Origin of the sequence: Pseudomonas sp. RC2C2 (assembly GCF_018390435.1) — a bacterium.
Taxonomy (GTDB): Bacteria; Pseudomonadota; Gammaproteobacteria; order Pseudomonadales; family Pseudomonadaceae; genus Aquipseudomonas; species Aquipseudomonas donghuensis.
In genome coordinates, this window is record NZ_JAHBAX010000001.1 from 2,070,366 (window position 1) to 2,089,543 (window position 19,178).

The 19,178-nt window shown below is 62.3% G+C and carries 19 protein-coding genes and 1 pseudogene; 8 read left to right on the forward strand and 12 right to left on the reverse strand.

Annotated elements, in window-relative coordinates; genetic code table 11:
* Nucleotides 1–3 precede the first annotated feature (3 nt).
* Nucleotides 4–1,014 (reverse strand): porphobilinogen synthase, encoded by a 1,011-nt coding sequence (hemB, locus tag KHO53_RS09585; protein WP_010221155.1) that lies wholly within the window; start codon nt 1,012–1,014, stop codon nt 4–6.
* 207 nt (nt 1,015–1,221) lie between these two features.
* Here hemB and KHO53_RS09590 point away from each other — a divergent pair, with 207 nt between their 5' ends.
* Nucleotides 1,222–1,866: a DedA family protein gene (locus KHO53_RS09590; protein WP_010221154.1), complete on the forward strand. Its 645-nt coding sequence runs from the start codon at nt 1,222–1,224 to the stop codon at nt 1,864–1,866.
* Nucleotides 1,867–2,367: 501 nt separating this feature from the next.
* Here the strand turns inward: KHO53_RS09590 and KHO53_RS25775 are convergent.
* Nucleotides 2,368–2,994 (reverse strand): annotated as a pseudogene (locus KHO53_RS25775) (sterol desaturase family protein); the annotation flags it as partial.
* Between the two features lie 113 nt (nt 2,995–3,107).
* Between KHO53_RS25775 and elbB the strand changes: the two are divergent.
* On the forward strand, nt 3,108–3,776 hold the full coding sequence (elbB, locus tag KHO53_RS09600; RefSeq protein WP_010221152.1) for an isoprenoid biosynthesis glyoxalase ElbB: 669 nt from the start codon (nt 3,108–3,110) through the stop codon (nt 3,774–3,776).
* A gap of 49 nt (nt 3,777–3,825) precedes the next feature.
* Here the strand turns inward: elbB and KHO53_RS09605 are convergent, their stop codons facing one another.
* Together KHO53_RS09605 and KHO53_RS09610 are read right to left on the reverse strand one after the other, a co-directional pair.
* A complete protein-coding gene (locus tag KHO53_RS09605; RefSeq protein ID WP_010221151.1) occupies nt 3,826–4,284 on the reverse strand; it encodes a YaiI/YqxD family protein in 459 nt (152 codons plus the stop codon).
* 60 nt (nt 4,285–4,344) lie between these two features.
* Nucleotides 4,345–6,243, reverse strand: a complete 1,899-nt coding sequence (locus tag KHO53_RS09610; RefSeq protein WP_036994885.1) for a cytochrome c/FTR1 family iron permease — start codon at nt 6,241–6,243, stop codon at nt 4,345–4,347.
* 345 nt (nt 6,244–6,588) lie between these two features.
* Here KHO53_RS09610 and KHO53_RS09615 point away from each other — a divergent pair, with 345 nt between their 5' ends.
* From KHO53_RS09615 to KHO53_RS09630, 4 genes are read left to right on the forward strand one after another with little or no spacing between them, the layout of a single operon-like run.
* Entirely contained in the window at nt 6,589–7,986 is a 1,398-nt protein-coding gene (locus tag KHO53_RS09615) for a COG3014 family protein (RefSeq protein ID WP_010221149.1), read from the forward strand.
* Between the two features lie 9 nt (nt 7,987–7,995).
* A complete protein-coding gene (locus KHO53_RS09620; RefSeq protein ID WP_010221148.1) occupies nt 7,996–8,367 on the forward strand; it encodes a YcfL family putative periplasmic lipoprotein in 372 nt (123 codons plus the stop codon).
* 24 nt (nt 8,368–8,391) lie between these two features.
* Nucleotides 8,392–8,979 carry a penicillin-binding protein activator LpoB gene (lpoB, locus tag KHO53_RS09625; RefSeq protein WP_010221147.1) on the forward strand — a complete coding sequence of 196 codons (588 nt, stop codon included), beginning with the start codon at nt 8,392–8,394 and terminating at the stop codon, nt 8,977–8,979.
* Nucleotides 8,980–8,982: 3 nt separating this feature from the next.
* Complete coding sequence (locus tag KHO53_RS09630; protein ID WP_010221146.1) at nt 8,983–9,723, forward strand: hypothetical protein; 741 nt, start codon at nt 8,983–8,985, stop codon at nt 9,721–9,723.
* A gap of 50 nt (nt 9,724–9,773) precedes the next feature.
* Here the strand turns inward: KHO53_RS09630 and KHO53_RS09635 are convergent, their stop codons facing one another.
* From KHO53_RS09635 to KHO53_RS09645, 3 genes are all read right to left on the reverse strand, one after another.
* A complete protein-coding gene (locus tag KHO53_RS09635; RefSeq protein WP_010221145.1) occupies nt 9,774–10,406 on the reverse strand; it encodes a LysE family transporter in 633 nt (210 codons plus the stop codon).
* An 83-nt stretch (nt 10,407–10,489) separates the two neighbouring features.
* Nucleotides 10,490–11,077 (reverse strand): mechanosensitive ion channel family protein, encoded by a 588-nt coding sequence (locus KHO53_RS09640; protein WP_010221144.1) that lies wholly within the window; start codon nt 11,075–11,077, stop codon nt 10,490–10,492.
* Nucleotides 11,077–12,987: an ATP-binding cassette domain-containing protein gene (locus KHO53_RS09645; protein ID WP_213570248.1), complete on the reverse strand. Its 1,911-nt coding sequence runs from the start codon at nt 12,985–12,987 to the stop codon at nt 11,077–11,079. The genes KHO53_RS09640 and KHO53_RS09645 overlap by 1 nt, the downstream gene beginning before the upstream one ends.
* Before the next feature lie 50 nt (nt 12,988–13,037).
* Here KHO53_RS09645 and KHO53_RS09650 point away from each other — a divergent pair, with 50 nt between their 5' ends.
* Nucleotides 13,038–13,520 carry a TIGR02444 family protein gene (locus KHO53_RS09650; RefSeq protein WP_036994884.1) on the forward strand — a complete coding sequence of 161 codons (483 nt, stop codon included), beginning with the start codon at nt 13,038–13,040 and terminating at the stop codon, nt 13,518–13,520.
* Here the strand turns inward: KHO53_RS09650 and KHO53_RS09655 are convergent.
* The gene (locus KHO53_RS09655; protein ID WP_213570249.1) at nt 13,496–14,494 is read right to left on the reverse strand and encodes an AlgP family protein; all 999 of its coding nucleotides are present in this window, start codon (nt 14,492–14,494) and stop codon (nt 13,496–13,498) included. The genes KHO53_RS09650 and KHO53_RS09655 overlap by 25 nt on opposite strands.
* 226 nt (nt 14,495–14,720) lie before the next feature.
* On the opposite strand from KHO53_RS09655, the gene KHO53_RS09660 reads away from it, so the two are divergent.
* Nucleotides 14,721–15,386, forward strand: a complete 666-nt coding sequence (locus KHO53_RS09660; RefSeq protein ID WP_100781847.1) for an FKBP-type peptidyl-prolyl cis-trans isomerase — start codon at nt 14,721–14,723, stop codon at nt 15,384–15,386.
* Nucleotides 15,387–15,401: 15 nt separating this feature from the next.
* Here KHO53_RS09660 and KHO53_RS09665 read toward each other — a convergent pair whose 3' ends face one another.
* The 4 genes from KHO53_RS09665 to KHO53_RS09680 all read right to left on the reverse strand — a co-directional run bounded on the left by KHO53_RS09665 (nt 15,402) and on the right by KHO53_RS09680 (nt 19,163).
* The gene (locus KHO53_RS09665; protein WP_010221140.1) at nt 15,402–15,872 is read right to left on the reverse strand and encodes an Rsd/AlgQ family anti-sigma factor; all 471 of its coding nucleotides are present in this window, start codon (nt 15,870–15,872) and stop codon (nt 15,402–15,404) included.
* A gap of 225 nt (nt 15,873–16,097) precedes the next feature.
* The gene (locus KHO53_RS09670; RefSeq protein WP_010221139.1) at nt 16,098–16,619 is read right to left on the reverse strand and encodes a disulfide bond formation protein B; all 522 of its coding nucleotides are present in this window, start codon (nt 16,617–16,619) and stop codon (nt 16,098–16,100) included.
* Between the two features lie 217 nt (nt 16,620–16,836).
* Nucleotides 16,837–18,075 (reverse strand): heme biosynthesis protein HemY, encoded by a 1,239-nt coding sequence (locus tag KHO53_RS09675; protein ID WP_010221138.1) that lies wholly within the window; start codon nt 18,073–18,075, stop codon nt 16,837–16,839.
* The gene (locus KHO53_RS09680) at nt 18,072–19,163 is read right to left on the reverse strand and encodes a uroporphyrinogen-III C-methyltransferase (RefSeq protein ID WP_010221137.1); all 1,092 of its coding nucleotides are present in this window, start codon (nt 19,161–19,163) and stop codon (nt 18,072–18,074) included. The genes KHO53_RS09675 and KHO53_RS09680 overlap by 4 nt, the downstream gene beginning before the upstream one ends.
* Nucleotides 19,164–19,178: the final 15 nt, after the last annotated feature.

The following is a 19,178-nucleotide window of genomic DNA, read 5'->3' on the forward strand; positions in this document are numbered from 1 at the left end:
GCGTTACTGCCCTCTCATCAATTGAGCAGCGCGAACAGCGAAATAGGTGAGGATGCCATCGGCGCCCGCCCGTTTGAAAGCGGTGAGGGACTCAAGGATAACCCCTTCACTGAGCCAGCCGTTCTGAATCGCCGCCATGTGCATGGCGTACTCGCCACTGACCTGGTAAACAAAGGTCGGCACTTTGAACTGGTCTTTGACCCGGTGCAGGATATCCAGGTACGGCATACCCGGTTTGACCATGACCATATCGGCACCTTCCGACAGATCGGCGGCCACTTCGTGCAGGGCTTCGTTACTGTTGGCCGGGTCCATCTGGTACGAGGCCTTGTTGGCCTTGCCCAGGTTCAGCGCCGAGCCGACGGCATCGCGGAACGGGCCGTAGTAGGCACTGGCGTATTTGGCCGAGTAGGCCATGATCCGCACGTTGACGTGACCGGCCAGCTCCAGGGCTTCACGGATGGCCTGGATGCGACCGTCCATCATGTCCGACGGCGCAACCACCTGGGCACCGGCGTCGGCATGGGACAGCGCTTGGCGCACCAGGGCATCGACGGTGATGTCGTTCTGTACGTAGCCTTCTTCGTCGAGAATGCCGTCCTGGCCATGGGTGGTGAACGGGTCCAGGGCAACGTCGGTGATCACCCCCAGTTCCGGGAACCGCTCACGCAGAGCACGGGTGGCACGCTGGGCGATACCGTCGGGGTTCCAGGCTTCGGCGCCGTCCAGGGACTTCTTCTCTACCGGGGTCACCGGGAACAGGGCCAGGGCCGGAATCCCGAGGTTTACCCACTCTTGCGCAGCTTCCAGCAACAGGTCGATGGACAAACGCTCGACGCCCGGCATCGAGGCGACCTCTTCGCGGCGGTTTACGCCATCGAGGACAAATACCGGGAGGATCAGGTCATCGACAGTCAGAACATTTTCGCGAACCAGACGACGGGTAAAGTCGTCACGACGGTTGCGACGCAGACGGGTGGCAGGAAACAAACGGTTAGCGGGGGTAAAGCTCACGGCAGACTCCTGAGCCCGCGCAGGCGGGCGAGCGCGACAGTTATAAGCGGCCATTATGACGCCTGTATGACAGCCAAGGGCAACCCTGCGACTTGAGGACGCAGCCATTGTCCTTGTAGGAAATGTTCACGTCGAGACACATTTGGACACTTTCCCCAAAGGCCACGAAGGGTTAGGCTGCGCGTTCATTTCGCCAGCACCCAGAAAATGCTCCAACAATTCCTGCAGGATTTCGGCTACTTTGCCCTTTTTCTCGGTACGTTTTTCGAAGGTGAGACCATCCTGGTTCTCGCAGGCTTCCTTGCGTTCCGCGGATATATGGATATCAACCTGGTGGTCGTGGTGGCCTTCTTCGGCAGCTACGCCGGCGACCAACTGTGGTACTTCATGGGGCGCCGCCACGGGCGCAAGCTGCTGGCGCGCAAACCGCGCTGGCAGATGATGGGCGACCGTGCGCTGGAGCACATTCGTCGCCACCCGGACATCTGGGTCCTGAGTTTCCGCTTCGTTTACGGCCTGCGCACGGTCATGCCGGTGGCCATTGGCCTGTCCGGCTATCCGCCACGCCGTTACCTGCTGCTCAACGGCATTGGCGCGGCCATCTGGGCCCTGGCCCTGGGCGCCGCCGCCTATCACTTCGGCGCCATTCTTGAAGGCCTGCTGGGCAACGTGAAGAAGTACGAGCTATGGGTGCTCGGCGGCCTGCTGATGCTCGGCGGTTGCCTGTGGCTGCGTCGGCGCTTCAAGGCCGCGCGCGTTGCGCGCAAGGAAGCGGCTGCCATAGAGGCCGAACAGGCTGAGCAAACCATAGCCAAGCAGCAAGATCCAACCCAGGGCAGTGACCGGCCATAAGCCAGTAAACCCGGCCAGCACCATGGCCGGGATATTCACCGCCAGGCGCAGCAACTCCAGCCTCAAGGCCCAGGGCCGGTTCTCCAGCGCCGCACCCAGCACGAACAAGCCCCAAGCCATCAAGCCCCAGCCCAACAGCAAGGCCGCGACCGGCAGCTGTTCGGCGCGCTCCATCAAGTAACTGCCCAATCCCACATACACCGCGAACTGCAACGCGACGTAGAGCTGCTGCGGCCAGGCCAGGGGGACCTCGAACTTCTCGAAACGGCTCAGGTCCTGCTTGGCCTGCGGGTACCGCCGGGCCACGTCATCAGGGCGCCAGCCGGTGGGCATGAACCAGATGCGCAGCTTGTCCCACCAGCGTTCGGCCCGTCGCGCATCACTCCACAACTGGGCATAGAACTGCAGATTGGCCCACAGCGGGTTCCAGCTGGCCAGCGGCGTGGTCACGCCAAAAATCACCGGCTCGTTATCGTCCTCTTCCTGGAAGGTGCCGAATAGACGATCCCAGACAATGAACACCCCGCCGTAGTTGCGATCCAAGTACAGCGGGTTCTGCGCATGGTGGACGCGATGATTGGACGGAGTAATGAACAGCCATTCGAACCAGCCCAGCTTCGGAATGTGCCGGGTGTGCACCCAGAACTGGTACAAAAGGTTCAACGCCGCGACAGTGATGAACACCAGCGGTGGCACGCCCAGCACAGCCATCGGCAAGTAGAAGATCCACGACAGCAGGAAGCCGCTGCTGGTCTGGCGCAGGGCTGTGGACAGGTTGTAATCCTCGCTCTGGTGATGCACTGAGTGGGCGGCCCAGAGGATGTTGCGCTCGTGGCCCATACGGTGCAGCCAGTAATAGCAGAAGTCATAGAAAACAAACGCCAGCACCCATACCCACAGCGCCTCGCCCGGCAACTTGAACAACGCCAGGTGCTCCCAGGCCAGGGCATAGGTAACCAGGCCCACCCCCTTGGTCAGCAGGCCGGTGGTGGTCGACAACACGCCGGCGCTGAGGCTGTTGATCGCATCGGCCAGACGATAGGTACGCATGCCCCGCAAGTAATCCGCGAGCAGTTCGACCACAATCAGAACGAAGAAAAACGGTACCGCCAACAGGATCAGGTCCATGGATCATCCATCTCCAGGCTATCCAGCAAGATTAGGCCGGGAATGGCGCAAACCCTATGGCGACATCTGCCAAACTAGAGGACATTTAGCGCCTCGAATCGGGAGTAGTGAGCATGACCCAGAAAAAAATTGCTGTGATTCTTTCCGGCTGTGGCGTGTACGACGGCGCCGAAATCCACGAAAGCGTGATCACCCTGCTGCGCCTGGATCAGCGCGGCGCAAAAGTGCAGTGTTTTGCGCCCAACATTGCCCAGATGCATGTGATCAATCACTTGACCGGCGAAGTAATGCCCGAGACTCGCAACGTGCTGGTGGAATCGGCTCGGATCGCCCGCGGCGAGGTCAAGGACCTGCGCGAGGCCGACGCCAAGGACTTCGACGCGCTGATCGTGCCGGGCGGCTTCGGCGCGGCGAAAAATCTCTCGAACTTTGCCGTTGAAGGCGCGGGCTGCAGCCTGCACCCGGACGTACTGGCCCTGGCCGAAGCCTTCGCCGAAGCCGGCAAGCCGGTCGGCCTGATCTGCATCTCACCCGCCCTGGCGGCAAAGATCTACGGGCCCGGCGTGGTCTGCACCATCGGCTCCGATGCCGGTACCAGCGCAGCCATCGTCAAGATGGGCGGCACCCACGAGGAATGCGATGTTCATGACATCGTCGAAGACACCCAGCGCAAGCTGGTCAGCACCCCGGCCTACATGCTGGCAAAAAGCATCAGCGAAGCCGCTGGCGGCATCTACAAGCTGATCGACCGGGTGCTGGAACTGACCCACGAGAATGATTGAACACTGGAGTGAGGCACAGATCCACTGTGGGAGCCGGCCAAGCCAGTGACTATGGCACCTGGCGCGCCAGGCGGGTCAGGATCCGGTCCAGGGCGTTGGCAAACGCCTGCTTCTCGCGGTCGCCATAAGGCGCCTGGCCACCACCGACCTGCCCCTGCTCGCGCAGGTCGGTGAACAGGTTGCGCACCGCCAGGCGTTCACCCATGTTGCGCTCGTCAAATTCCTTGCCGCGCGGGTCGAGGCAGGCAACGCCCTTCTTGACCAGGCGATCGGCCAGTGGCACGTCGCTGCAGATCACCAGCTCGCCCGGTACCGCGTGCTCGACCAGGTAGTCGTCGGCGGCATCCGGCCCACTGGGCACGACGATCAGCCTGACGCAGGCAAAGGCCGGTTTGATCTGGCTCTGGCCAGCCACCAGCACCACTTCCAGCTGACGCTTGAGGGCAAACTTGACCAGTTGATCCTTGGCCGCCTTGGGGCAGGCGTCGGCATCGATCCACACACGCATGGCACAGATTTCCAACAAAAACGGGCAAACAGTATCCCTGCTCGCCCGTTTTGCTTCAAATCAGCCCGCCGGTTGGCGACGCTGCTCGGCCAGGCGGCTGCGCCCGTAAAGGATGGCAATGGCCAGCAAGGCCACTACTTGCGCGGCCAGTGAATAGGCGTCGGCGTGAATACCCAGCCAATCGAAGTCGAAGAACGCCACCGGCCGCGTACCGAACACCCCGGCCTCCTGCAGCGCCTTGACCCCGTGCCCGGCAAACACCACCGACAAGGCGCACAGCAGCGCCGCGTTGATGCTGAAGAACAGGGCCAGCGGCAGCTTGGCCGAGCCGCGCAGGATCACCCAGGCCAGCCCCACCAGCAGCACCAGCGCCGTGGCGCCACCAGCCAGCACCGCGTTGTGGCCAGCTGGGCCGGCCTGCAGCCAAAGGGTTTCATAGAACAGGATCACTTCGAACAGCTCGCGGTATACCGAGAAAAACGCCAGTACGGCAAAACCGAAGCGCCCGCCGCCACCGACCAGGCTGCTCTTGATGTAGTCCTGCCAGGCCGCCGCATGACGGCGATCGTGCATCCACACGCCGAGCCAGAGCACCATGACGCTGGCAAACAGCGCCGTGCAACCTTCAAGCAATTCGCGCTGGGCGCCGCTGACGTCGATGACATACGCCGCCATCGCCCAGGTGGCGAGCCCGGCGAGCAGCGCCAGGCCCCAGCCGACGTTGACACTGCGCACCGCCGACTGCTGGCCGGTATTGCGCAGGAAGGCCAGAATCGCCGCCAATACCAGGATTGCCTCCAGGCCCTCGCGCAGCAGGATCAACAAACCGGAGATGTAGCTCAGCGACCAGCTCAGGCCATCGCCGCCGAGCAGTTCGGCGGCATCCTTGAGCTTGGCCTTGGCCGCACTCAGGCGCTGCTGCACGTGCTCAAGCGGCAAGCCGTCCTGCAATGACTGACGGTACGCCATCAACGACTTTTCGGTGTCTTTGCGGACATTGGCATCGACGTTGTCCAGCGAGCTTTCGACCAGCTCGAAGCCTTCCAGGTAGGCCGCTACCGACAGGTCATAGGCTTGCTCATGATCGCCTGCCTGGTAAGCCGCCAGGCTCTTGTCCAGAGTGCTGGCGGTGTAGTCCAGCAGTTGCCCCGGACCACGCTGGACCTGCGGCGGCTGCGCTCGCTGGGCGCGGAATTGGGCAAGCGCTTCAGGCCCTTCACCGGCTTCGACTTCGGCGGGCGTCCGGCGGGCCAGGTCGGCCAGGTTGTAGGTCTTGTCGCCCTTGGCCTTGGCCGGATCGGCGGTGAAGCTGGCGACATAGGTCGCCAGGTCCCAGCGCTGGCGCTCATCGAGCTGGTCGGCGAACGACGGCATGTCAGTGCCTTCGATGCCCAGGCCAAGGGTGTTGTACAGGTCGAACAAGCTCAAGCGGTCGAGCCGTTCGGCGCTGCGCAGATTCGCCGGCGGCGGGCTCAGGCCCAGGCCTGCCGGGCCATCACCGGCACCGCTATCGCCATGGCACACCGAACAATGCTGGGCGTACAGCGGCGCGCCGCGGCTCGGGTCCGGGGTAATGATCGGCGCCTGGCTGACTTCATAGGCCACCGCCAGTTGTGCGCCGAGCAGACGGGCCTGACGGGCGACGCCAGGGCCGTCCTGACGCTGGCTGATCGCCTGGCGCAAGTTGACCACGCCCTGCTCCAGGGCCTGGCGCTCCTGGCGGGCTGGCAAGGCGATGATCAGGCCCTGCAGCACATCGATGAACTCGAGCTGCTCGCGGTATTCCCCCTCGTCGATGACCTTGCCCGCCTCGACGGTAGCCGGGTAGTCGGCACCGATGTAATCGAGCAAGTGCAGGGCCTTGGCGGCGCCATCGACGCTGCCGGCCAGCAGTGTGGCACTGCTCAGCGCCAGCACCGGCCAGAGCAGCCAGGCAAGTAAGCGGGAACGGGGAATCATGAGCGACTCTCAAATGAAAATACGAGGTAAAGCATTGTTCACTTCCACTGAGGTTCGCTCAAGGTTTGCCGGCGTAATCGTTGAAAAATTTTGTGACAAATATCCTGGGCATCCCGCCGATTAAAGCTAAACCGTTCGTCGGCCGATACGTGAATGCTGGCACAACGACAAAATCCAAAAGCAAAACGCCATTAATTAGCCAGCAAATGCGTTTATAATGCCGCGCCGTTATATAGCGGTTAAGAATTTAGGCTCCTGTTTTAATAGGATTTGGCGATATATGCCAAAGGGATACTCGCCGTCTCGCCCCCAGGCCTCTCATCAATTCAGGGAAGAAGAATTCAGATGGCATCCCGTGTCCTCACCGTCGCGACCCTGGTCGCGGCCGTCCAACTGGCTGGTTGCTCGGCCTTTCGCAGTTACGACAGCGAGCTTCAGGAAACCAACCAGCACCTGAGCAGCGGCAACGTCGATGCTGCCCTGCAACTGCTGGAAAAAAACAACAAGGGTGAGGACAAAGACCTTCTCTACTACTTCGAGAAAGGCGAACTGCTGCGCTCCAAGGGCGACCTGGCCGGCAGCCAGCTGGCCTGGCGCAGTGCCGATGACGTGGTGTTCAAATGGGAAGAGTCGGTCAAACTCGACACCGACAAGTACCTGAGCCAGTTCGGCAGCTACCTGGTCAACGACAAGGTGCGTCGCTACGAAGGCTATGACTACGAAAAAGTCATGCTGACCACGCAGATGGCCCTCAACCTGCTGGCCCAGAACGACTTCGACGGCGCCCGTACCGAGATCAAGAAGACCCACGAGCGCGAAGCGGTCATCGCCGAGCTGCGCGACAAGGAATACCTCAAGCGCGAGGAAGAAGCCGAGAAAGAAGGGGTCAAGACCGAGTACAAGGACCTTCAGGGCTACCCCGTGGCCGCCCTCGACGCCCCGGAAGTGGTCGGTTTGAAGAACAGCTACCAGAGTGCGTTCAGCCACTACCTGTCCGGTTATGTGTATGAAGCCCTGGGCGAAAAAGGTCTGGCTGCACCGGGTTACCGCAAGGCCGCCGAGCTGCGCCCGAACACCCCGCTGCTGGAGCAGGCCCTGCTCGAGCTGGACAAGCCAGCGGCGAAAACCACCGACAGCGACGTGCTGATCGTGATCCAGAGTGGCCTGGCCCCGGCCCGCGACTCCGTGCGCATTCCGCTGCCGTTGCCTATCAGCGGCAACCTGGTGATCACTCCGCTGTCGTTCCCGGTAATCAAGGAAGACACTTCCACCGCGCACTTCAGCGAGATCTACCTGAACGACCGCGAGCTGAAGCTGACCGCCCTCAACAGCACCACCGCCATGTCCCGCCGCGCCCTGCGTGACGACATGCCGGGGATCATCCTGCGTACCAGCGTACGGGCCATCTCCCGTGGCGTGGCGCAGAAGCAGCTGAACGACGTCAACCCGCTGGCGGGCCTCGCCGTGGGTATTGCTTCGACTGTCACCGAAGGCGCCGACACCCGCACCTGGCGCACCCTGCCCGATGAAACCCAGGTTGCCCGTGTGCGCCTGCGCCAGGGCGAGCACCAGCTGAGCCTGCCATCGAGCCTGGGCGGCAGTCAGGTCAGCGTGAAGATCGACCGGCCGTTCCAGGTCGTCACCCTGCGCGTGGTCGGCAACCAGGTCTTCGCCGGCGGCCCTGCCCTGCATGTGGAGCCCAAAGCCACTGCCCAGGCCGTCGCCAGCCTCAAACAACCTTAAGGAAGCGTCATGCGAATCAAACTGCTCGCCGTTCTCGTCACTGCCCTGCTGGCCGGTTGCGCAACCCCGCCACCACCAGCGCCTGGCAGCGCCGCCAGCAAGGTGGTGAAGATGGGCAACCTGAAGAACATCGAAACCGGCCCGATGCGCGTTGCGCGCGAGAACGGTTTCCTGACCGTCAAGGTGTCGTTGAACAACACCAGCGCCAGCAACAAGACCCTGTTCTACCGTTTCGCCTGGCTGGGTAACGACGGTTTCCCGGTTGCCGATGAAGAGAGCTGGAAGACCGTGACCCTGTACGGCAAACAGTCCAGCGTGTTGCCGGCGATCGCGCCCGTGCCGCAGGCCACCGATTTCCGCCTTGAAGTTCAGTCTCAGTAATCATTTTTGCAGGAGCACCTTTCCATGATTGCACGCATCTCCCTCGCCGCCCTCGCCATTGCACTGGTCAGCGGCTGCAGCACCCCGTCGCCGGTCCTGGGCGGCAAGAACATCGGCTATGGCGACAGCAAGGCCGTGGAGCTGGTCACCAACGAGTTCGGTTCGACCGACCTGCAGATGATCGCCGAATCCATGACCCGCTCGCTGGCCCAGTCCGGCATCCTTCAGGGCCGCCCGGTGGTGCAGGTCTATGACGTGAAGAACAAGACCAGCGAGTACATCGATACCCGCGAGATCACCACCTCGATCAAGACCCAGCTGATGAAGTCCGGCACCGCCCGCTTCGCTAGCGACAACACCCAGATGCAGAGCCAGGTCGACCAGCTCAAGCTGCAGAACCAGAGCGGCCTGTACAAGAAGAACACCGTGGCCAAGACCGGCAACATGATCGCCGCCAAGTACCGCCTGGAAGGCTCGATCAGCTCGATCGTCAAGCGCAGCAGCGACTACAAGGACGTGTTCTACAAGTTCAGCCTGCAGCTGATCGATGTTGAAAGCGGCCTGGCCGAGTGGATGGACGAGAAAGAAATCCGCAAGACCACGGAGCGCTAAGCAATGCGTGCATGGATGAGCATCCTGGGCCTGGCTTGCGCGTTCAGCGTGCAAGCGGCCCCCAAGGTCGCGGTGACCGACCTCGCCTACCAGGAGCGTGTGGAGCAGTACATCCACACGGTCTCGGCGCAAAGCAGTGGCCAGGCGAGCATGTACCACGCCAGTGGCTCGTCGAGCTACAGCGAGTACGAGAGCCGCGACAGCTACATCGAGCAGACTGAACTGCGCAAGTTCACTGGCGACATCAAGGGCGAGATTCTCAAGTCCGGGATGTTCCAGCTGGTTCAGGGCACGCCCTACACCGCCGATGCCAAAGGCGACGTGTATGACGTGATCCGGCGCATCAAGAACGGCAACTTCAAGGGCGCCGACTATGTGCTGTTCGGCACTTTGTCGGATATCGACTTCCAGCGCGACATTACCTCGCTGGACAACACCAATAGCTATTCGGCCATCCTTGGCCTGAGCCTGGTGGCCGATTTCAGCCTGATCAACACCAAGACCTACGAGATCACCTCGGCGTTCACCGCCATGGGCGAAGGCCAGGACACCAAGCTGGTCAACAGCCAGGATGTGCGCGTGACCCTGAACCGCCCACGGGTGGTGCGTGAGGTGTCGAAGGAACTGGGGATGGACGTTGCCCGGCAGATGGCCGAGCAACTGGGTGGTAGCGTACCGGGGCACGAACGTGCGCCAGCGCGCAACAACCTGCCGCCTGATGAGCCGGCGCAGATCCTGCGTTGAGACACAAAAAAGGCGACCTTCGGGTCGCCTTTTTTGTCTGCGATAGGTTCCTACACCGGTGCCCGGCGAATACTCGCCAGCAACGTAGCCGCGCCCAGGAACAACCCAGCAAAGGTCCGGTTCATCCGCCGCTGTTGCTTGGGCGTACGCAACAAGCGCAACACCTTGGCAGCGAGCCCGGTATACCCGGCCATGACCATCAGGTCGACCGTGACCATGGTCAGCGTAATGATCAGGTACTGCGGCAGCAGCGCGGCATGCGGGTTGATGAACTGCGGCAGCACCGCGAGCATGAAGATCAGCGCCTTGGGGTTGCTGACGTTGACCAGAAAGCCACGGAACACCAGGCTCAGCGGCTTGCCGATCGGTCGTACGGCGGAATCGTCGGTGATGTCAGCCGGCAGCGCACGCCACTGCTTAACCGCCAGGTAGACCAGGTAAGCCACACCAAACCACTTGATGACCTGGAAGGCAGTGGCCGAAGCCGCGAGGATGGCACCCACGCCGGCGGCAATGATCGCAATCTGCAGCACCAGGCCCAGCTGCAGGCCTAGCGCGTTCCAGTAGCCGCGCCAGAAACCGTATTGCAGGCCACAGGACATCGAGGCAATGGCCCCGGCACCCGGCGACAGACTGATCACCCAGCAAGCGGCAAAAAATGCCAACCACGTTTCCAATGACATCGCGCACCTCGGCACTGACTTGTTACAAACCTCTAAGCTAGTGCCCTGGCGAAAAAATCACCACGATTTTTTTCTGCGACCGATCAATTGCCCGGGGTTTTGCTCTCACTCACCAGCGGCAGCACTTCGGCGCCACGCCAGCGTCGTACCGACTTCTGGAAGAACTGGCTGTTGGGCACCTGCACCAGCGCGCCACCCGTTTCCGGCAGCTCGATCAGGGTGGTGAACAACAGGTTGATCGCCACCACACGGCCCTTCACGCCCGGCTTGTCGATAGTTTCGACCAACTCGACCACATCACCGATGCGAAACGGTCCGACGGTAAAGATCAGTACCGCGCAGAGCAGGTTCGACAGCACGCTCCACATGGCAAAGAAGGCCACCGCCGCCACGGCGACGAAACCGGACAAGGCGGTCCACAGCACTGTGGCAGAAACACCCAGGCGCTCGAGCACGAAGATCAGCGCGCTGCCCATGATCAGCCAGCGCAAGCCACCACGCAGCGGCATCAGCAACTCGGGTGGCAACGGGTAGCGCTCGCCCAGGCGCTTGAGGCAGCGCGCAACCACGCGCTGCAGGATGAAGGCCGCCGAGAGGATCAGCAGGATCTGCAAACCCAGCCAGAACGGTGCGATCCATTCCACCGGCAATGGCCATTGCAAGGATTCCATCAGGACATCGCCTCCAGCTCCGCCTGCATGCTCTCGAGCGTCTCCAGGGCGACCATCCAGGCTTCTTCCAGCTCCCCTTCACGGACCTTGAGCTTGGCCTGCTGGGCCAGCAAGTCACGCAATTCGTCCTTGCGCGCCGCCTCATAAAGGGCACTGTCACCCAGGCTGGTATCGACCTTGGCCAGTTGCTCATGCACGCTGCCCAACTCGCGTTCAAGCTTGTCGGCTTCGCGCTTGTGCGGTGCCAACTGCTGGCGCAGGGCTGCCGCCGCCTGGCGCTGGGCCTTCTTGTCGGTCTTGTCGGCATTGACCGGGGCGCTGCTGACCGGTGCGTTGCGCTGACGGTATTCGACCAGCCAGCGGGTGTAATCGTCCAGATCGCCGTCGAAGGTTTCGACTTTGCCGTCGGCTACCAGGAGGAAATCATCGGTGGTGCTCTTGAGCAGGTGCCGGTCGTGGGAGACCACTAGCACCGCACCGCTGAACTCCTGCAGGGCCATGGTCAGCGCCAGGCGCATTTCCAGGTCCAGGTGGTTGGTCGGTTCGTCGAGCAGCAACAGGTTCGGCCGCTCCCAGGCAATCAGGGCCAGGGCCAGACGGGCTTTTTCGCCACCGGAGAAATTCACCACCGGCTCGTCGATGCGCCCGCCACGGAAGTCGAAACCACCGAGGAAGTCACGCAGGGTCTGCTCGCGCTCGGTCGGTGCCAGGCGTTGCAGATGCAGCAACGGGCTGGCCTTGTTGTCCAGCGAGTCGAGCTGGTGCTGGGCGAAGTAGCCCACCGACAGGTTCTCGCCGCGCACCAGGCGCCCGCTCAGCGGCTCCAGTTCACCGGCGAGGTTCTTGATCAGGGTCGACTTGCCGGCACCGTTGGGGCCAAGCAGGCCGATCCGCGCACCGGGGGTGAGCTGCAGCTTGACCTTCTCGAGGATGGTCTTGTCGCCATAGCCCAAACGGCCGTCGGACAGATCGAGCAGCGGGCTGGAGATTTTCTCCGACTCGCGGAAGACGAAGTCGAACGGTGAATCGACATGGGCCGCCGACAGCTCTTCCATGCGCTCCAGGGCCTTGATCCGGCTCTGCGCCTGACGGGCCTTGGTGGCCTGGGCCTTGAACCGGGCGATGTATTTTTCCATGTGCGCGCGCTGGGCCTGCTGCTTCTCGTAGGCCTGTTGCTGCTGCGCCAGGCGCTCGGCGCGAGTGCGCTCGAAGGCGGTGTAGCCGCCGCGGTAGAGGGTCAGCTTGCACTGCTCGACGTGGGCGACATGATCGACCACCGCGTCGAGAAAGTCCCGGTCGTGGGAAATCAGCAGCAGCGTGCCCGGGTAGCCCTTGAGCCAGTCTTCCAGCCAGAGAATGGCGTCCAGATCCAGGTGGTTGGTCGGCTCGTCGAGCAACAGCAGGTCGGACGGGCACATCAGTGCCTGGGCCAGGTTAAGGCGCATCCGCCAGCCACCGGAGAAGTCGCCTACCCGGCGGTCCATCTGCTCGTTGGTAAAGCCCAGGCCCGCCAGCAACTTGCGCGCCCGAGCGTCGGCGGTATAACCGTCGGCGCTGTCGAGTTCGATGTGCAGGCGTGCCAGTGCGGTGCCGTCGTGGGCGGCTTCGGCAGCGGCCAGGTCGGCCTGGACCTTGCGCAAGCGGGCATCACCGTCGAGCACATAATCAACCGCCAGGCGCTCGAGGGTGTCGACCTCCTGGCGCATGTGCGCAATGCGCCAGTCCGCCGGCAGCTGACAGTCGCCGGAGTCGGGCGTCAACTCGCCACGCAGCAAGGCAAACAGGCTGGATTTACCGGCACCGTTGGCACCGATGAGGCCGGCTTTCTGACCGGCGTGCAGGGTCATCTCGGCGCCTTCTAGCAGGCGCTGCGGACCACGCTGTAAAGTGAGGTTCGATAGTCTGATCATAATGGCCGCGGAGTCTACCAGCTTCGTCGGCAACTGGCGCGAGTGGGACCATGCACACCGACCTGTGGAATTTTGCCCTGCAACTTTACGCCCGACCAGGCGTGGAGGCTGCCTGCCTGCAATGGCAGGACCTGGGTGGCGACGTCTGCCTGCTGCTGTGCGGCATGTGGCTCAGTGCGCGCGGCATAGCCCCGAACGAACAGCGGGCACGACAGCTCGCTGAATTGGCCGATGCCTGGCAAACCGATGTAGTGAAACCGTTACGCACGCTGCGCCAGGCCTGGCGCGACAAGGCTTCCCAAGACGCGCAATTGGCGGGTCTGCGTGAGCAGGTCAAAGGCTTGGAGTTAGCGGCTGAACGCGTCCTGCTGGAGCGTCTCGAGGGTATTTGCAAGGACTGGGCAGCGACGCCCGAAACGGGATTGGACTGGATAAGCTGGCTGGCACCCAAAGGCGCCGGTGCGCATCACGACGCGCTGCACGCGCTGCGCGTCGTGATGCTGACGACTCAGGACGCCGAAGACGGGGTCTGAGTAGCCGGTGCTGCCGAAGCTGCTGGTGCAGGCGACGGGGCAGCGGCTGGTGCTGCCGGTGCTGCTGGAGTCGCAGGCTTGGCGGCGGCTGGCTGCGCTGGTTTGGCAGCGGCTGGCTTGGCTGCAGGTTTTGCAGCAGGTTTGGCCGGCGCTTTCGCAGCAGCAGGCTTGGCCGGTGGCTTGGCAGCGGGTTTTGCCGCGGCAGGTTTGGCCGCTGGTTTGGCTGGCGCTTTCGCTGCTGCCGGTTTGGCCGCAGGCTTGGCTGCAGGTTTTGCCGCTGCAGTTTTAGCGGCTGGTTTGGCAGGCGCTTTGGCAGCAGGCTTGGCAGGTGCTTTGGCAGCAGGCTTGGCCACAGGCTTGGCGGCAGCAGGTTTGGCGGCAGCGGTACGGGCGGGTGCTTTGGCAGCTGGTTTGGCGGCAGCTTTAACCGCAGGCTTGGCCACAGGTTTAGCGGCAGCTTTAGCAGCGGGCTTGGCCGCTGGCTTGGCAGCAGGTTTGCTCGCTGCTTTGGCCGGCGCCTTGGCCGCTGGTTTGGCGGCGGGCTTGGCCGCAGCGGCGGCGGCAGGTTTGGCCGAACGCAGGGTCAGCGCCTTGGCGGCAGCTTCCTTGACCTTGCCAACGCCCTGGGCCAGCTTCAGGCTTTCCTGGGCATCACGCTTGAGTTGCAGGATGTAGGTGCGCGTTTGCGATTGACGGTCTTTCAACTCGTCGAGCAACTTTTCCAGTTCGCCCACAGCCGACTTGGCCTTGTTCTGTGCCTTGGCTTTGCCAGCCTTGGCCGCGTCCTGCAGTTTCAGCCGGGACTTGTGCAGTTTTTCCTGCGCCTTGCCCCGTTGTTTTTCCAACTTGGCGAGCAGTTTTTCAGCATCAGCCAGCGCTTGCGAGCAGGCATTTTCCAAATGATCGAGCAGGCTGCCCGAGAGTTGCTGGAGCAGGTGCAACGGCGTACTTACTGGCTTCTTATTGGCCGACATGGTTTACCTCCTGGCTGACGAGATTGCGGCTCATACTATGCTTCTGCTGCTACCGCCGCTAGGGCATGTTGACAGTATTAAATGCGCCGCGTTGCATGCCTGGGCAAAGTTGTTATCGCTGCAGCTGGAAACAAGTGTAGATGCTGCACAAAGTGTTGCTGATATTTACACGAAGTGACGAGCGAAGGCTGGCATACTTTATTTCCTCTGAAGCAGGAGCGAGCCTGTGCCGCGCTATCTAATCCTTACCCTGTTGCTATTGCCGACCTCGTTAATTGCAGCGCCTGAAACTAAACCTGCCAGCGACCATGACCTGGCGTACAGCCTGGGCGCCAGCCTGGGTGAGCGTCTGCGTACGGAAGTGCCCGGCCTGCAACTCGACGCCTTGATTGAAGGGTTGCGCCAGGCTTATCAGAACAAGCCATTGGCACTGAGCAAAGAGCGCATGACGACAATACTCGGCGAACATGATGCCCAGGCCAACGACGCTGCGGTTCAAGCACAGACCGAGCAATTGCTGACAGCGGAAAAACGGTTCTTGGCCACTGAACGGGCTAAAGCCGGAGTGCGCGAACTGGCCGAAGGCATACTCGTCAGCGAGTTGCAGGCCGGGACTGGAAGCAAGCCAAAAGCGGGTGGCAAAGTCCAGGTTCGCTATGTTGGCAAGTTGCCGGATGGCACAGTGTTCGATCAGAACCAGCAAGCGCAATGGTTCAATCTGGACAGTGTGATCGAGGGATGGCAAGTCGCATTGCCGCAGATGGCGACAGGATCTAAGTGGCGATTGGTGATCCCTTCGGCGCAGGCTTACGGCGCCGAAGGCGCGGGCGACCTGATTGCGCCCTATACGCCACTGGTGTTCGAAATCGAGTTGCTCGGGGTTGCCGACTGAGGGTCGGCAGCACCGTCAGGCCTGGACCGCGCCTTCTTCGCTGTGCGCGGTGTGCAGCACTTCGATCAGGCAGTCTTCGAGCTCGAAACGCTCGTGCAACAAGCTGCCGAGCTTGCCTAGCTTTTCCGCGAAACGTTCAGGGTCGTTACAGTTGCCCTTGTCGCAATGATCGTTGAACGCCGAAGCGATTTCGGTGATGGCGTCGATGCGAGGGCTGATCTGCTTGGCCAGCTCCAGCCCGCGAGTGTCACCAAACGCCTTGGCTTCGCTGACCAGTTGCTCGCTCACTTCAAAATGCCAGGCTGACACGTAGTCGATCAGCACCGCACAGAAGTCCCGGCTCTTGTCCTTGTCGGCAAAGGCCGGCTTGGCATCACGCAGCTCGCGGAAAGCCTTCACCAGCTCTGCACGCTCGTCCAACCAGCGGTCAATGAGCTTATGAACCCCACCCCAGCGTTCCTGAGCATTCTGACAACTATCTAGCATGGCGATCTCTTCCCTTCTGGGTAATGCCCCTGCCCCCGCGCCGCAAATGTGCAGAGCAAAGGTGAAGTCAGCAGAGCGGCATCGAGCAGCTGTGTTTTCGGTATGCGTGCAGGGAGATTATTCCCGTGCGCCCTTGCCTTCAAGGTACGCAGACGACAATGTTCATACAAGCGTTTAATCCGACCATTCTTTGCCGTCGGTCGCTTGCACCGTTAAAAAACCGCCTCAGCTTTTACCTGCCCGACTGAACAGCGGGCAGCCGCGACCGAGCAGGCGAACGATCGGCAAAGTCGCCAGCAACACGAAGGACAACAGGCTCCACTCGGGCAGGGTAAGGTCCAGGAAGCTCCAGTTGATTGGCACGCAGTCAGCACTGCCGATCACCATCACCTTGATCACCTGGACCATGGGCATGCTCTCGATCACGTAATCGAAAGCCGGCTGGCACTCGATGCTCGACAACGCCGGATTGCCCTGCAGCCAGACATGCCGGGCCGCCAGCAATGCCCCGCCTGTCGCACAGAACAGCGCCAGGGCAGCATAGACGCGGGTGCCGAGACGCCCCGGCGAATGCACCAACGCACACAGGCAGACCAAGGCAAAAGCCCCCAAAAACAAGCGCTGGCTGTAGCACAACGGGCATGGTACCAGGCCCAAGCCGAACTCCAGATAGAAAGCGGCCGCCTGGACCAGCACCGATGCCAGCAACGCCGGAAAGAACAATGTACGCAAGCGGGCCAACAGCATGGCGAGTCCAGAAGCGGGATAGACAGGCAATAACGGTAGAGGAAAGGCGCGGCTTGTATCAAGGCAAGACAGTCGGGACAAGTCGCTGATCGACAAGGGAAGCATCCCGAGTGCCGCAAGAAAAATGCTTAGCAATTTGCAGGAAAATTTACCAGCAAGGCGCAGAAAGATGACTCAAGCCCATGAGCGCGCGATTTGCGGTGCGCCCATGGGTACATCAAGCTCGAACAGCCTCAGGCAGTGGCAACGCCAGCAACCGCTGATCAAGCATACCCAGGCCTTCCTGGAATAGCTGATTGCTGCGTTCGGCATCACCCAAGCTGGCCAACAACCGGGCAAGTTCGGCACAGGCTTCGGGATTGCGCTGCACCCGCAGGCTGCTTTCCAGATAATCCCGCGCTTTGCCCCAAAGGCGATTCTGCAGGCTTAGCCGGCCCAGGGTCAGGAGCAGACTGGGATCGTCGGGATGTTCCTTGAGCCAGCCTTCTGCGGTTTGCAGCTGCCGTGCCAGGTCGCCACCGCGCACCAGCCCATAAAGCCGAGCCAGATGGCTTTCGTACTGGCGCTTGAGCGCCGTGCGCAGGGCCTGTTCGGCTTCGCTCTCTGCACCCAGCTGGCGCAGTTGCTCGGCATAGGCCAGCACCAACTGCGGCTCCTGGCGCTGCGCAGCGGTAAGCTGCTGCCAGGCGCGCTCAAGGGATTGACGAGCTGTCTGTTCATCGCCTTCACGGCTGGCGGCCAGGCTCAGGTTCTCACCCCAGGCTCGGCGCTCCAACTCGGCCAGTTCACTCACCGGCAGCACCTTGTCCTTGCGTAGCTCCGGCAGCAGGCGAATCAGCGCCGACCAGTCGCCACGCTCGCGATACAGGCGCTGCAACAGGCGCAGTACCTGAACGTTATGCGGATGGCGCTCTTGCATGGCCTGCAGGGTAATCAGGGCCGCATCGCTGTCACCACGGTCCATCTGCAACTGGGCGTGACTCAGGGCGATGGCCAGCTCCGCCTCGGGCTGACGCTCCAGGGCGCGCTCGAGCAAGTTGTCGCTGTCTTCGGTTCGGCCCAGTTCGTTGGCTGCACGCGCGGCACCGAGGTAATACAGCAAGGGTTGACGCTCGGCTTCGGCAGCCCGGTGCAGGTGACGCTGGGCACTGGCCCAGCGGCCCTCGGCGAGGTCCAGTTGGCCCTGCTCGATGGCCAGTTGGGTGCGACGGCTGCGATTACGCCGCGACCAGGGGTTGACCACCCCGCCGGATGTCAGCACCAGGCCGACCAGGTAGCGCACCAGCAGCACGGCCAGGATAATCGCGGTCAGGGCCGCCAGCGCTGCCCACAGGCCCGATTGATAGCGAAAGCTGCCGTAGGCGATCTGCACATAGCCGCTGTGCTTGGCAATCGCGATCCCGAGCCCGGCAGCAACGATAATCGCCACCACCGCCAGCAGGTAAACGCGCCTCATGGCTTGGCCTCCTCGACCGGCAAGTGCCGGCGTTCCAGGTAGGCCTGAACGGCACTGATACTGTCCGCCAGGTCCGGCACCACCACCGCGACCGGCTGTTCAGCCAGCGCGTTGAGGCTATCGAGCATGGCCTTGCTCTGTGGGTTGTCGGCGTTGAAGTTGGCCAGCAGCACACTGCGGGCGTCATCCAGGGCCTGGGTGTACACCTTGGCTTCGCCATTGAGTGCGGCCCACTGGGCTTGCTCGATGGTCAGGCTCAGGGCCAGGCGCAACTGGTTGAGCGACTGCCCCGCCAGCAATGGCCGGATGTTTTCGTCGGCGTCAAATTCGATCTGGAAGTACTTGGACAGCTCCGCCCACCATTGTGACCAGCGACTGGCGCCATCGCCATCGGCGGTCAAGGCACCCAGCGCATTGGCATCGCTGTTGAATTCCGGTGTCTGGGCACTGAGCTGCAGCACTTGCTCACGCTGGGCCGCGAGCTTCAGGAACAAGCCGGTGCGATCGGGCTGCTGGACGCTGTTGAGCGTAGCCAGGCTCTTGGCCAGTTGCTCACGGGCGGCAAAGGAGCCCGGGTCGCTCTGTTCACGGAGGATGTCATCAGCGCCCTTGACCAGTTCACGCGCGCTGACGATGTCCTGCAAGGCGGACAAGCGCAGGCTGGCCAGGCGCAGCAGATGCTCGGCTTCGGCCAGGCGCCAGTCCTTGCGGCTGGCGCCAAGGATGGTCTCCAGGCGCTGGCTCAAGCGTTGCTGGTCACCCTGCAGTTGAGCGACCAGACGCCGACGGTCTTCCAGTTCGGATGCGGGCGGCAGAACGGCCAACTGCGCAGAAAGTTGCTGTTCACGCTGCTGCAGGGCCTGGGTTTGCTCGCTCAGGGACTGCAGGTTCTGTGCCTGGCCCTGCTCGGCGCTCTGGAGCTGGCGAACCTGCCATACGCCCCACCCGCCAACTGCGACACCTGCCGCGCCCAGCAGCAAGGCCAGGATTGCCAGACCATTGCCGGACCGCTTGGCCGGTTCGACGGGGGTTTGTGCAGGAGCCTCTGGGGCCTTCAGTTCATCGTTGGGCAAGACAGTTTCGCTCACGTATCCATCCTTTGC

Coding starts and splice junctions, on each gene's coding strand:
- KHO53_RS09590 (WP_010221154.1), top strand. CDS start 1,222: ATGCTCCAACAATTCCTGCAGGATTTCGGCTACTTTGCCCTTTTTCTC.
- elbB (WP_010221152.1), top strand. CDS start 3,108: ATGACCCAGAAAAAAATTGCTGTGATTCTTTCCGGCTGTGGCGTGTAC.
- KHO53_RS09605 (WP_010221151.1), bottom strand. CDS start 4,284: ATGCGTGTGTGGATCGATGCCGACGCCTGCCCCAAGGCGGCCAAGGAT.
- KHO53_RS09610 (WP_036994885.1), bottom strand. CDS start 6,243: ATGATTCCCCGTTCCCGCTTACTTGCCTGGCTGCTCTGGCCGGTGCTG.
- KHO53_RS09615 (WP_010221149.1), top strand. CDS start 6,589: ATGGCATCCCGTGTCCTCACCGTCGCGACCCTGGTCGCGGCCGTCCAA.
- KHO53_RS09620 (WP_010221148.1), top strand. CDS start 7,996: ATGCGAATCAAACTGCTCGCCGTTCTCGTCACTGCCCTGCTGGCCGGT.
- lpoB (WP_010221147.1), top strand. CDS start 8,392: ATGATTGCACGCATCTCCCTCGCCGCCCTCGCCATTGCACTGGTCAGC.
- KHO53_RS09630 (WP_010221146.1), top strand. CDS start 8,983: ATGCGTGCATGGATGAGCATCCTGGGCCTGGCTTGCGCGTTCAGCGTG.
- KHO53_RS09635 (WP_010221145.1), bottom strand. CDS start 10,406: ATGTCATTGGAAACGTGGTTGGCATTTTTTGCCGCTTGCTGGGTGATC.
- KHO53_RS09640 (WP_010221144.1), bottom strand. CDS start 11,077: ATGGAATCCTTGCAATGGCCATTGCCGGTGGAATGGATCGCACCGTTC.
- KHO53_RS09645 (WP_213570248.1), bottom strand. CDS start 12,987: ATGATCAGACTATCGAACCTCACTTTACAGCGTGGTCCGCAGCGCCTG.
- KHO53_RS09650 (WP_036994884.1), top strand. CDS start 13,038: ATGCACACCGACCTGTGGAATTTTGCCCTGCAACTTTACGCCCGACCA.
- KHO53_RS09655 (WP_213570249.1), bottom strand. CDS start 14,494: ATGTCGGCCAATAAGAAGCCAGTAAGTACGCCGTTGCACCTGCTCCAG.
- KHO53_RS09665 (WP_010221140.1), bottom strand. CDS start 15,872: ATGCTAGATAGTTGTCAGAATGCTCAGGAACGCTGGGGTGGGGTTCAT.
- KHO53_RS09670 (WP_010221139.1), bottom strand. CDS start 16,619: ATGCTGTTGGCCCGCTTGCGTACATTGTTCTTTCCGGCGTTGCTGGCA.
- KHO53_RS09675 (WP_010221138.1), bottom strand. CDS start 18,075: ATGAGGCGCGTTTACCTGCTGGCGGTGGTGGCGATTATCGTTGCTGCC.